Here is a 12,890-nt window from a genome sequence, read left to right as displayed (position 1 = left end):
TTAACAGGTCATTTTAAACAGTGAACTTTTTGTCTTTCTCAAAAATTACTCAGTTAAAATTACATCGATATAAATGAAGAAATTTTTAAAGGGCCACGTTTTCTTTGATACCTGAGACTTAGAAAAAAAACGGCCGTTTGATATTGACCTGACGTCCCCTTCAGCAAAGGATTCATCAGTTCTTCTTTCTTATTACAAGGCTTACTTTTTCGATAAAAAAATAAATTCATCAAGTTATGGCCGCAACTCGCTAATCTTCACCTTCAAAACTGTAGTTTTATAGGGTGATTCTGAAAACTGCCCTGCCAGAAGCCACTTTAAACTTAAAATCGCGATTTTTTTCTGGAATAATCTATAGTTAGTGCCGGGTATAACCCAATCTCTTGGAAACTTGAATATTTTATCCGGCAGCCAATCTGCCGGTTTTTTTTATTTTTTTGAAGCCTTCATTCAGCTTCTCCTGGCTTTCGATGACGGGCATCACGGCTAAGAAGACAACCAGCAAGAATCAAGACCCGATTGTAAGTTCTGTTGAATAACAGACCTTTCCACACCTGCTCATAACAGTGGGTTTTGCTTATGTCTAACAACATTGAATGATTTATCAGCATCCGGAAGCCCCTCAAGTTTCAATCTTTTTTAGATGATTGCGGGATTTTTATTTGCTCCGGCTGGCTTAAGATACTGGTTTCTTACCTGAACTGCTGACATAGGCTTGCCGATGTAATACCCCTGAAGGCTGTCACATTGCAGGCTGGACAGTTGCTCAAGTTGCAATCGCGTTTCCACCCCTTCAGCGGTGACGTTAAGCGAGTAGGCTTTACCAAGACCTATCATATTCTCCACAATCAATCGCGCCTGATGGGATTCCGTCATCGGAAATATAAAGGATTTATCGAGTTTAATACCGTCGAAAGGAAACGATCGAAGATAACTTAGTGACGCGTATCCTGTCCCAAAGTCATCGATAAGAATTTTAACTCCAATTGCTTTGATTTCCTTCATGATCTGCTGGGTTTGCTCAGGATTATGGAGGGCCGCATTTTCAGTCACCTCGATTTCAAGACGTTCGCCTTGCAGGCCAGTCTTTTCGAGCACAGATGTTATACGCTTACAGAAGCCTTTATCCTGAAGTTCAGAAGCGGAGATATTAACCGAAACAGCCATAGCCGGCAGATAATGCAAAGTATCTTCGCAGGCTTTCAGCAATACCCAGTCACTAAGGGCATAAATTAGCCCGGTTTCTTCCGCAAGCGGAATAAACTGATCCGGCATCAATGTACCACGACGCGGATGCTGCCACCTGACCAGCGCTTCAACAGAATTGACCTGTGCCATAGAGACGTTAAATCGGGGCTGGTAGACCAGGAATAGCTGATTAGTGTGAATAGCTTCCCGAAGCTCATGCTCCATTTCACGGCGCTGTACAATCTTTTCCCCCATGTCCCGCTGATAAAATAGCCAGTTATTACGTCCTGAATTCTTCGCACCGTAAAGCGCGATATCAGAAAAGCGAAGCAGATCATTCGCGCTGCTGGCATCCTGTGGAGCAAGCGCAATCCCAAGGCTTACGCCAATAAAAATTTCATTTCCGTGTACAAGGAAGGGGCGGTTAATTTCAGCAATGATACACCGGCATAACTTTTCCACGACCTCGCGATGATTGACATCAGGAAGGAGGATAGTGAATTCATCGCCACCAAGCCGGGCCACCAGCCCCGAGCTATCCACGCACCGGCGCAGGCGATCTGACACTTCATGCAACACTTCATCGCCAGCAGAATGGCCATAAAGATCATTGACAGGCTTGAACATATCCAGGTCGAGCATAATCATTGCCAGCGTGCGCTCTGAAAGGCTTAACTCACTCAACTGACCATGTAAAAACTCTTTCATTTGTAGTCGGTTAGGAAGACCGGTCAGCTCATCAAAGTGAGAGAGGTAGTGAACGCGCGCATTTGCCTCCACCTCATGGGTCACATCCGTTGCCGTTCCACGGAAGCCCTTTTTTCCGTTGGAGAAAATCACACGCCGCACCGTCAGATTGCAATAGCGAATGTATTGCTGTGCAGAAAGATAGCGACACTCCCGCAACCGCAAATTCCCCCCGACACGCAGCAATTCTGCCAGTTGTAAGGTGATCGGCTCTTCAGTGACTAAAAATTCACTGAGTCGCTTCCCCCGCCAGTCATTAATATGGTGGCCGGTCAGGGCAGGGAAGCGATCGGAAATCCAGATCAGTTTTTGATCTTCATCGGCTTCCCAGATCCAGTCTGTGGTGGTTTCCGCAACATCTCTGAATCTTCGCTCGCTGGCTGACAGTGCTAGTCGACTCTGCTCCAGCAGAAACATACTCTCATCGCTGATACGCGCTTTGCGAATCGCATTTTGCATCAACGCATAAGCGAAGAAAAAGGTTCCGAGCATCAGAACCACGATCAAAGGGAGAAGCGTAGTTAGCAATGCTGCCCCCGGTGCGGCACTTTGCCATGCAAACGTCACACTCCCGCCCGTAGCAGGGAGTGTCAGACTATTTCTGCCGCTGAAGCGCCCAGAACTGTTGACGACATGGGCATTCTCAATGCCATACTCCAGCCCGGCATCTGTTAGCTTTTTATCCGTCAGTCTGTCAGCAAAGATCATGATAGAGGGCGGACCGGCAACCGGTTTAACGCTGAGATCTCCTCCACTGGATATCCATGCTGCACTGATTAGCATGGCATCATTTTTAACACTGACCAGTCGGCTGACGGCTTTACCCCCCGTCTGTTCAAGCTGCGCACTCAGGCTTTTCAGCATATCGATACCCAGCCATAGCGGGAAAGGTTCTAAACGGTTTTTACCCTCAAGAACGCTGTAACGGGTTACTCCATGTGGAGCGATGACAAACACGCCCTCATAACCAAATGTCTGGAAAAGCGACTCGCCCAGATTTTGATTATCCCATGCCCATTCAACATTAAGATTGCGGTGCAGATTGCGGTAAGCCTCCCCCCACTCAGCATTGTCAGTCAGGTGAGATCGCATAGTTTCCTGACGATTAGCGAGGAGTTTCTCAAGCATAATGCGCGTCTGCTTGTCAGAGCGGGTGTTTAACTGGTCGGCAATAAAAATGACAGAGGAAAGCGCAATGATAAATGACAGCCCAAGTAAGATGAACATCATTATCATTGGCTGTCTGACAAGAAGCCGTACCTGCCCGGAGGTAAATTGCATTTTATCAATTACGTTCATGTTTACTCCGTTTAACCGCTTTTCTTCACTGTGGCTTTTCACAACTCATGATCCGATTATCGGCGGCAAAGGGCAAAACTGAACACCCGCTGCCCTGAAAATGCATTTATTCTGCATCTTATTGATGTTGAGCTAATTGGCCGTGGTAGGGTTGAAGAAAAACAGGCCAGCAGAAGTAACCGGGATGAATGAATGTGATATCAGCCAGATTTACTCATTGAAAGATGAACCACTCTAAAACACATCTCTTTTTTTGAATATGAATTTGAGCTATGCTCCGTCTTCAACATGACGAAACTTGAAGGATTCGGAACCAGAATGCTATCGATCACCCCATTGCAGCTGTTTAAAAACCTTTCGGATGAAACACGCCTGACGATGGTGTTATTGCTGAAAGAGAAAGGTGAGCTCTGCGTATGCGAACTTACTGGCATTCTTGAACAACCTCAGCCTAAGATTTCCCGCCACCTTGCATTACTGCGATCTACCGGATTGCTGGCAGACAGGCGCGATGGTAAGTGGATCCATTATCGCCTGTCACCACACATGCCAGCATGGGCGGCATCCGTCATCGAACAGGCGTGGCTGAGTCAGCGTAACGACATCCGCGAGCTGGCTGACCATTCAGAGATGGACCATACGACCACTAACGGCAGAGCCGTCTGCCTGTAAAAATTTTGACTTAATACATTTGTTTTTACGAATGTGTCCTGGCGCATTTTTTTCTGGAGGAAGCATGCTGCTGGCCGGCGCAATTTTTATTCTCACCCTGATATTTGTCATCTGGCAGCCTCGCGGGCTCAGCATTGGATGGAGTGCAGCGACTGGAGCCGCACTGGCTTTGTTAACCGGCGTCGTGCATATAGACGATATTCCCGTCGTCTGGCAGATAGTCTGGAACGCAACGGCCACGTTCATTGCCGTGATCATCATCAGCTTGTTGCTGGATGAGTCTGGATTTTTTGAGTGGGCCGCACTGCACGTTGCACGCTGGGGAGGCGGCAACGGGAAACGCCTTTTCACTTTTAATGTACTGTTGGGCTCGGCGGTAGCCGCGCTTTTTGCCAATGATGGTGCGGCGCTAATCCTGACACCCATTGTCATTGCTATGCTGCTGGCGCTCGGATTCAGTCGGGGTGCAACGCTGGCGTTCGTGATGGCTGCGGGCTTTATCGCAGACACATCCAGTCTGCCGCTTATTGTTTCAAACCTGGTCAATATCGTATCCGCTGACTTCTTCCATCTGGGATTCCGCGATTACGCTTCCGTAATGGTGCCGGTCAATATTGCTTCGGTACTGGCGACACTTGCTATGTTGCACCTGTTTTTCCGCAGAGAGATCCCCGCGGAGTATGATGAAGCAAAGCTGAGGGTGCCGCGTGACGTTATCCGTGACATCAACACCTTTCGCGCCGGATGGCTGGTCCTTGTATTGCTGCTGGCAGGCTTCTTTGCGCTGGAACCCCTCGGCGTGCCGGTCAGCCTGGTTGCGGCGGCCGGTGCGCTGATACTCTGGATGGTCGCGCGGCGTGGCCATATCATTGACACCAGAAGGGTATTGCGTCATGCGCCCTGGCAGATTGTGGTGTTTTCACTGGGTATGTATCTTGTGGTTAATGGATTACGTAATGCAGGGCTGACCGGGTACCTCACCACGTTGCTTAATGATTTCTCTTCTTCAGGTGTCTGGGGGGCTGCGTTGGGAACCGGTTATCTTACTGCATTCCTCTCATCAGTGATGAATAACATGCCGACGGTACTGATTGGTGCCCTCTCCCTTGATGCCAGTCACGCGCAGGGGACCATTCGGGAGGCGATGATTTTTGCCAACATTATTGGTTGCGATCTCGGCCCGAAAATCACGCCGATTGGTAGCCTGGCAACGCTGCTGTGGCTGCATGTCCTGTCTCAGAAAAACATCTGCATCAGCTGGGGCTACTACTTCCGGGTCGGCATCGTTATGACGTTGCCGGTGCTGACCATTACGCTGGCCGCACTGGCGCTGCGTCTGACATTCTGACACGCATCCGGGGTGACGCATGTCCCCCTTGTTTAACGAGGATTTCCCATGTCTGACATTACGATTTATCACAATCCCGCTTGCGGTACCTCGCGTAATACGCTGGCGCTGATTCGAAACAGCGGCGCGGAACCTGTCGTGATTTATTACCTTGATACCCCGCCATCGCGTGAAACATTGCAGGGAATAATCGACGCGATGGGAACCGGAGTCCGGGCCCTCTTACGCAAAAATACGGAACCGTATGAGCAACTGGGCCTCGCCAGCGATCGCTTTTCGGATGATCAGTTGCTGAACGCTATGATGGATTACCCGATCCTGATTAATCGTCCGATAGTCGTGACGCCGCTCGGAACAAAACTTTGCCGTCCTTCAGAGGTCGTACTGGACATTCTGCCTGATCCGCAGCAAGGCCCATTCACAAAAGAAGATGGCGAGGTGGTGACTGGTCCGGACGCAAAACGCATCAAACCTCAGCAGAGCTAAAAGAAATAACCGGCGTGAGCCGGTTTATTTATTGCAATGCTGGTTCATGATAGCTGAGCCCGGCAAGCGGCGATTACCTGTGGTTCCATGGCATCCGTTCAAGCAGCACCGCCATTCCACACCAGCCAGTTATACCCGCGAAAATGAGTCCACACCCGACAAACCCAGCCAGAAAATAAAGCCATTCTGTCCACAAAGCACCAGCGAGGAGGCCTGATACTACCAGTGTCCCGGCGACAATCTGTACCTGTCGCATCACGGGTAATACCCTTTTCTTTGCTTTTACTGTTGTATAGCCAGCTGATTTCCAGGCATTCATCCCGCCCTTCAGAAGGTAGACCTTTGCAGGCGCGCCTAATGCAGCACATTGGGCTTTTTTTGCTTCCGTACGCATACCGGTCTGACAGTGAAAAATGACGCAGCCTGAGGGATTCTGACCTGGCAGTGTGAGACCATCCGGCAGGCTCTGGTCCAGGGGAACAGAGAACGAGTCCTGAATATGTTCATACTCCCATTCATCTCGCCCACGAATATCAACAAGCTGCGCGCCACTCTCAAGCTTCTGTTTGACTTCTGTGGGGGTTAGCACTGGGATGTTCATCATCATTCTCCTGGCAATATATTTGATGGAGTACTTCCACCACGGCAATCACAGAAGGATCAGCCAGGCGGTACTGCATGAAACGTGAGACTTTGGTTGCACGGATCAGACCCTCCTTTTTCAATATACGCAGATGCTGTGAAGTCGCCGAAGAGCTAAGTCCGGTCATTCGACTCAGCGCGCCCGCATCTGTAAAAGGGGTTTTGATCAGTGTGCATAGGATCATCAAACGCTGGGTGTGTGCCAGCGTTTTCAGGAGACGTGCTGCTTTAGCCGCCTGAACGGATAATGCAAGACTATCTGCCATAGCCCCTCCGCAGTTAATACTTTAGATTAATCTAAACTATTGGTTACGGAGTTCAACACATTTGTTAAAAGAACCATCATTATTGATTATTATTCTCAATAAAAATCAAATTAAATTTGAGATTACTAAGGTTGATTTAATCTTTCACGGTGAAGATAAACACATTCCTATCGACTCCCGGTGAAATGATGATAAAGAAATTATGGCTCCACCTTCCTCATGACTACGCTCCTTTTTTTCGTGGCCTACATATTTCGGTTGCGTTGCTGATACTTTCGCAGATTATTAATTCAAACTTCACTGAACGTGAGGCGCTGAGTGATAATTCTCTGGAAGGCTATATCACCTGGTTTCATATTATCTCAGGATTTACTCTAATTTTTTTGGGCTTTATGCTCATCACCTGGATGCTGACGCAACGTGGATTCCGATGGTATTTTGCGTGGATCATCTTTGATTTCAGAGGGATAAAACAGGACTTATCCCTCCTCAAAGCGTTCAGTCTGCCCGATGCGACCCGGGGAGGGATTGCTGCCACTATTCAGGGGCTCGGCGTGATCTCACTGCTTCTGGTTGCGCTTTCAGGCGGTCTCTGGTTTTTAGCCCAGCGTATGGCCGGTATACCGGAAGATATGGTGCGCAGTTTCATGCACTGGCATAAATTTCTGACCACTTTTGTTGAGTTCTATTTCTATGCGCATGGCGCCATGGGCATTCTTCATATGTACCTCGCCAGAAATAAGTAGAAATATAGAATTCTCAGTGGCCATATAGGGGACATCGATTGATGACCCAGTCTCCCTGTCGATTGATATTGCGGCGGGGCGGCAGTAAATTTTCCCTCGTCAGAAACTTCATTCGTGAACACTCATTCCGCTGCCAGGGTGCTGAATGCAACTCACTGCTGCCTGATATTCAGACCCTGGGGAATGTCTGCACGCCGCCTGAGGTATGGCCCACGCATCCGCAGGCATGATTTAACTGGAACGTTATCAGGACAGACCAGTCGAAACGAGGGTGAATAACGTTTAAGAGGCAATTTTTCGCAGCAGTATTATTGAAATCGGTAATTTTGCCGCGACAAATGGCCTGGCAGTGCGTGTGCTGTATGCCGACATCTGCAGGTTACTTCAACCATTTCTGACCTGCTCCCCGTTGATTCATACTGAATGCTGTTAGTCATGTCCTCAGATCGCTCATAACTGCTCAAAAACAGGCTTAACTTCGGATGTTTTCAGTCTTCCAGTCGAACTTCTTAACGCCATTCAGGCAGGGATGAAGGGTATATCACATACCCGTTTTTGTGTGGGTGCGCACATTCCTCTTCGGTGAAGCGTACATTCTTTAAACCTTGCAGAAAATAAGCCGATAACGAACTTGAACAATTTGTTAACTAATTATATCCGGGCTAAGCGTTACTGGAAGTCATGCAACTTATCCAGATGCTGCCCCCCGGATAATTCATTTATCCCAGGGATTTATACAGGCGAGATACTGACATGAAAATTAAGAATATGGGCGTGGGGACCCGATTGGGTGGGGGATTTGCACTGGTTATGCTGCTTATGGTGGCCATGGTGGTTATCGGCGTATTCCACCTTCGCGGCATGATGGCGGATACCCACACCACCACAAGCAACTACCTTGTGCGTGAACGTCTCTCGACCGAGTGGCTGTCCATCATTGATTCTAATGCCGCGCTGGGTCTGGTGGTGATGACTTCCGGAGACGAGGGGGTGAAGCAGTACGCTGCGGATGAGATGAAAAAAAATTCAGCACGGGCCAGCGTCGTTCAGAAAGAACTGGTCAGTTTGGTTATCTCCGGTGAAGGGGAGAGACTAATGAAGGCGGTGGCGGATGCGCGCGAAGCATATAACGCAACCCGTAAAGCGGTCCTTCGGATGAGTACTGGCGGAAATGCCGCTGAAACCAGCGAAGCAATACGCACCCGCCTGTTGCCGTCCATGAAGGCTTATTCTGTGGCGGTACGTGCGGTTGTCAACAATCAGCAGAGCTCCATCGATGACAGCGCCTTGCATATCCAGCAGGCAGGCACCACAGCCGTCTGGACGCTCTACGGTGTCGGCCTGGCGGCTTTATTACTGAGTGCGCTTCTGGCGTTATTCATTACCCGCAGCATTGTCATCCCTCTGCGCTCAGCGGTCGCGGTATCCCGCGCGGTGGCCTCCGGCAATCTGACGATTGATGTTGAGGTTCACTCAAGGGACCAGGTGGGCCAGTTGATGGAAGCACTGCGTGAGATGACGGAAAGCCTGCGCAATACCGTGATGAAAGTGCGCAATGGCTCTGACAGTATCTCCTCTGCCGCCGGCGAGATTGCGCTCGGTAACCGGGAGCTGTCATCCCGGACAGAAGAGCAGGCCGCCAGCGTAGAACAGACTGCCGCCACGCTGGAGCAGCTCACCGCCACCCTAAATAACACCGCCGGCCACACGGCCAGCGCGCGCGAGTTTGCGTCTGAAACGACCGCGCTTGTGAAGAGTAACGGCTCGTTAATGAGCGACGTGTCCACCGGAATGAAAGCCATTTCGGAGTCCTCGTCCAGGATGTCGGGCATTATTTCAGTCATTGATGGGATTGCCTTCCAGACTAACATTCTGGCCCTCAACGCCGCGGTAGAGGCGGCCCGTGCCGGGGAATCGGGCAGGGGGTTTGCGGTGGTGGCCGGTGAGGTGCGCACCCTGGCACAGCGAAGTGCCTCTGCAGCACGTGAGATTAAGGTGCTGATTGATGACTCAGTGTCCAGAATTGACGCAGGAAACAGGCTGGTTGATAAAGCCCACAAAGGGATGGAAGGTATCGTCAGTAACGTGAGCAGCATCGAACAGCTCATTAACGGAATCGCTCAGGCCGCCAGCGAACAGAATGACGGCATTGCTCAAATCAATATCGCGATGGAGCAGATTGACACAACGACTCAGCAGAATGCGGCACTTGTGGAGGAGTCTTCCACTGCAGCACAGCTTATGGCGGAGCATGCGGCCATCATGGGTGAGCGCGTCAGTGTTTTCCGGCTCGATGCAACGCATGAAGCCAGTGAACATGGCGGCGTGCAGCAGCTCAGGCCTCTCCCGGTATAGCGTTTACTGACACAAAATAGTCGGGCCACGTGGACAGAGGCGAGTGGCGGGATTGAATTTTTGTGATTACGCTTTCTGCTTCAGGAAAAGGGAACATCTGGAGTGCACTATGGCCCGTCTTAAAGCAGAAAGCTCAATAAGTCATTCAGAAGCGCGCATCGAAATGCTGCAGTGCTACCTGCGCGAGTCAGAAATTATTCTGCGTGCGCTGGAAGAACAGACAACCACGGTAAGAGAAACGTTGCTGCACGAGAAGCGTCTGAGCGCGGCCCGGAGGGAGCACCTTCAGCTGCAGAACGAACTCAGTCTGGCCACTGAAAAACATAACAGACTCATCCGTCCGAAAAAGGTCATGCAAACTGCCTGACCAGGGGCGCCGAGAGCATTTCTAAAAAAAGTACACCCGCTGGCTGCTGGCTGCCCACGATACCAATAGCACCATGGTGCGCAACCTGATGGACATTACCAGGGGCTACACGCGGGGTAACATTCCGCCGGAGAGTAGCCGGGTCTTTCATCGCTGGCACTTGGCGAGCACCATCCGTTACTGCGGGAAGAGTGGCGCCATTCCGATTGCCGGATCACCGAAGCGGGTACGTTATGTCCGATGAAAACAGCGCTGTTATCTCTCGGCCGGAATCTGGATCCTGCTTCCATCACTCAGGTGAGCTAGCAGTAAGTTATTAGCCTGATACGGTCAGACATATATCTGTCTGACCGTATTAAACGGGACGCATGTCCGATCTGAAATTTTCAGTGAAAGCATGCAAAACTCATCTGGTACCTGCTTTTCAGCTACCTTCTTATTAATTGATGGTCTTCAGAAAACAGAGATGCATGATACTGAGGTTAAAAAAGGCGGATCTGGCCACTCTGGTAGGCAGTCGTTTCGCATCAGCTGAAATCAATGCCGCGGCCAGCGTCAGGACAGTCCTGAAAGTCAGGATTCAGAGTGGCAGGCAGCTCATTGTCCATGAGCTGTACGGCAGAAAACACAAGACACCTCTCTCCGTATTTATGCTCAGATTTCCTTATGCGCTGCCCTGAAAACAGCTTCCCTTTGTGCCGGAACACTGCTGCCGTTGAGGCGTGATGGTCTGCGTGTTTCACATCCTGAAAATACCAGCGCGGATACTGAAAAGAACCCGCCAGAGGACGGGTTAAATAAATCAGTACAGAAATTCTCGTTTGCAACAGCGTAGCTGTGTGTGCACCACGATATTACTCTGGTCAGGGTGGAATTTATATTTACCTTTTGTTACTGGTCATAGGAGTTTTCTATAACCCGCGCTTCCATTTATGCGGTCAGCCTCAGGCCACCTGTAGGCAGATAGGCTCCAAGATAAACAGGGATGAAATTGAAGCCCACGCAGGTTAGGAACGGCAATTAAATCAGCTTACCAACGAAAAATTAATCAAAGTATGGATAACACGAACCTCTACGTCGATCACCTTGCCTGTGCGGGCTTATCGCACTGAACACGGCGCGTCAGGCCGGAGCCGTCAGTTCCGCTGCGCAGGAAAATCTCTTTTTATGCAGATGGCTGGCGACGGCAGAGAAGAAGCGTCTGTTCCGGCGTGAACTGGCCAATGACATACGCTGGCTGCTCAGGGAAGGCCGGGAGAAAGGGCTTCGGGCGGACCTGCCGGGCAAGCTGGAATATCTCTGGCGGGCAAGCAGCGGCGATCTGCTGGCACAGAATGATTTATTCCGCCTCCAGCACGTGATGCATGCCATTACGCTGACGGGTATTAATTACGGCGTTCTCACAGAGTCTGAATGGGAAGGACGCCACGCGGTAAAACTGAGTCCGAAGGTGCCGGGGGTCTTTTTAAGGAAAAACAATCTGGAAACCAGATTTGATGACGACGGGCGTCAGATTAACCCTCTTGCATTACGCATCACCGCCGATCTTCCTGCCGTGGATGCGCTGCTGAAGCGAGCAGGATGGCAACGTCAGGCCGTAACAACGGATCCCCTGCTGCATCATTTAATGACCAGTCCTTAGGAAGAATAAGGGGAAAGCGCCGGTTACGCTTTGCCGCTTTTTACGCTCCGCATATAGCCTGACTGAAACTCAGCAGGCTGGCGTTTCAGTCAGAACTTCATCGAACAGTGCCCGCCGTGCCCTGATCATTCAGAACAAGTGTTCCTACCTTGATCCGTGACCGGTCTCTGCATCACCGCTGACACGTATGAAACTCTGCATTCAGCCAGTAGGCGAATGTCGTTATCCTGCCAGCGAATGCCATTATGTCGCCACGCGGGCGATAACTCATGGCCAGCCAGTAGTCCATCTCCTCCGCCAGAGCCGGATACCGTTCATTAAACCACTCGCATTGTTCCTCAAGCGTGGCCGGCCAGTCCCGGTCCTTTTCAGCCCTCAGAATACCCGTTGACCGGATGGCTTTACGGGCCGCAGCTCTTTGCAGCCTCTGCCGTTGAGCGGGTTCTGAAGACGGTTTCATCTGTGAAGCGTAATCATTCAGCACGTTAAAAAAATCACCATTTACGGCAACGGCAATCTCCTTTGAAGGCCTGAAGGCTGCAAAACGTTCGCGTAAATCCTCCCCGTATACACAGACGCAATGGTGTTTGAGCCAGTATCCCCATCGATTGAGCTGCTGAGGATCCATCACAGTGGAGAGGGTGCCGGCGTCCAGGTCAATTTTACTGATTACGGGATGTGCCTCTTCGAGCGACCTGATGACCGCAGTCAGTTCAGGCGATTCAGCCCCCCGATGCGTTCATGACTGAAAATAACCGCGATATCCAGATCCGACACCGTCTCTACGGCGGTACCCAGAGCCACGCTACCGTAGACATAGATGCTGTGTATGTTGTCTGCCTGAGAAATGACGAGAGCTTTAGCAACATCGCTAATCACCTTTCTAAACTGAGGCTGCAAATTTTTTCCGTCAGGGACGGAGATAAAACCAGTTTCATCAACAGCCATTTTTCTCAGCTTCATCAAAGGAACATGTTTACATTATGAAGGATAGGCCTGGACAGTTCACCCGTTCTGTAAACCCATGCAGGTAGAGAGTGCCAGACAGCACAACTTTCCCCGCGCTGCTGGCACATATTCTTCCAGAGAACGCAACCTGCACCGTTGAGCTACACGTCACACTATAGCGGTT

Annotated in this window: 12 protein-coding genes; 7 read left to right on the top strand and 5 right to left on the bottom strand. The window is 50.3% G+C overall.

Translation table 11 applies throughout. From position 1 onward, the window contains the following. Window positions 1–639 precede the first annotated feature (639 nt). On the bottom strand, window positions 640–3,234 hold the full coding sequence (locus tag ACXI0A_RS21225) for an EAL domain-containing protein (RefSeq protein WP_476147304.1): 2,595 nt from the start codon (window positions 3,232–3,234) through the stop codon (window positions 640–642). A 318-nt stretch (window positions 3,235–3,552) separates the two neighbouring features. On the opposite strand from ACXI0A_RS21225, the gene ACXI0A_RS21220 reads away from it, so the two are divergent. From ACXI0A_RS21220 to arsC, 3 genes are all read left to right on the top strand, one after another. Further along, window positions 3,553–3,906, top strand: coding sequence for a metalloregulator ArsR/SmtB family transcription factor (locus tag ACXI0A_RS21220; RefSeq protein ID WP_476147305.1), 354 nt, complete (start codon window positions 3,553–3,555; stop codon window positions 3,904–3,906). 64 nt (window positions 3,907–3,970) lie between these two features. Further along, complete coding sequence (locus tag ACXI0A_RS21215; protein ID WP_476147306.1) at window positions 3,971–5,254, top strand: arsenical efflux pump membrane protein ArsB; 1,284 nt, start codon at window positions 3,971–3,973, stop codon at window positions 5,252–5,254. Between the two features lie 48 nt (window positions 5,255–5,302). Continuing rightward, window positions 5,303–5,740 carry an arsenate reductase (glutaredoxin) gene (arsC, locus tag ACXI0A_RS21210; RefSeq protein WP_476147307.1) on the top strand — a complete coding sequence of 146 codons (438 nt, stop codon included), beginning with the start codon at window positions 5,303–5,305 and terminating at the stop codon, window positions 5,738–5,740. Between the two features lie 73 nt (window positions 5,741–5,813). On the opposite strand, the gene ACXI0A_RS21205 is transcribed toward arsC, so the two are convergent. Then, window positions 5,814–6,347 carry a rhodanese-like domain-containing protein gene (locus ACXI0A_RS21205; protein ID WP_476147308.1) on the bottom strand — a complete coding sequence of 178 codons (534 nt, stop codon included), beginning with the start codon at window positions 6,345–6,347 and terminating at the stop codon, window positions 5,814–5,816. Next, window positions 6,295–6,648 (bottom strand): metalloregulator ArsR/SmtB family transcription factor, encoded by a 354-nt coding sequence (locus ACXI0A_RS21200; protein WP_476147309.1) that lies wholly within the window; start codon window positions 6,646–6,648, stop codon window positions 6,295–6,297. Before ACXI0A_RS21200 ends, ACXI0A_RS21205 begins: the two co-directional genes overlap by 53 nt. 188 nt (window positions 6,649–6,836) lie before the next feature. Between ACXI0A_RS21200 and ACXI0A_RS21195 the strand changes: the two genes are divergently transcribed. The 4 genes from ACXI0A_RS21195 (at window position 6,837) to ACXI0A_RS21180 (ending at window position 11,758) form a co-directional block, all read left to right on the top strand. After that, complete coding sequence (locus tag ACXI0A_RS21195; protein WP_476147347.1) at window positions 6,837–7,394, top strand: cytochrome b/b6 domain-containing protein; 558 nt, start codon at window positions 6,837–6,839, stop codon at window positions 7,392–7,394. Between the two features lie 753 nt (window positions 7,395–8,147). Continuing rightward, window positions 8,148–9,749 carry a methyl-accepting chemotaxis protein gene (locus ACXI0A_RS21190; RefSeq protein ID WP_476147310.1) on the top strand — a complete coding sequence of 534 codons (1,602 nt, stop codon included), beginning with the start codon at window positions 8,148–8,150 and terminating at the stop codon, window positions 9,747–9,749. A 109-nt stretch (window positions 9,750–9,858) separates the two neighbouring features. Beyond that, entirely contained in the window at window positions 9,859–10,116 is a 258-nt protein-coding gene (locus tag ACXI0A_RS21185) for a hypothetical protein (RefSeq protein ID WP_476147311.1), read from the top strand. A 1,090-nt stretch (window positions 10,117–11,206) separates the two neighbouring features. Further along, window positions 11,207–11,758, top strand: a complete 552-nt coding sequence (locus ACXI0A_RS21180; protein WP_479410255.1) for a DUF2913 family protein — start codon at window positions 11,207–11,209, stop codon at window positions 11,756–11,758. A 172-nt stretch (window positions 11,759–11,930) separates the two neighbouring features. On the opposite strand, the gene ACXI0A_RS21175 is transcribed toward ACXI0A_RS21180, so the two are convergent. Both ACXI0A_RS21175 and ACXI0A_RS21170 read right to left on the bottom strand, forming a co-directional pair. After that, window positions 11,931–12,389: a hypothetical protein gene (locus ACXI0A_RS21175; protein WP_476147312.1), complete on the bottom strand. Its 459-nt coding sequence runs from the start codon at window positions 12,387–12,389 to the stop codon at window positions 11,931–11,933. Between the two features lie 77 nt (window positions 12,390–12,466). Further along, window positions 12,467–12,721: a nucleotidyltransferase domain-containing protein gene (locus ACXI0A_RS21170; RefSeq protein WP_476147313.1), complete on the bottom strand. Its 255-nt coding sequence runs from the start codon at window positions 12,719–12,721 to the stop codon at window positions 12,467–12,469. Window positions 12,722–12,890 lie beyond the last annotated feature (169 nt).

It is taken from the genome of Pantoea sp. C1E2 (assembly GCF_056491465.1).
Note: the sequence above shows the minus strand (reverse complement) of the source record. Positions and strands in the feature narration are given on the sequence as shown.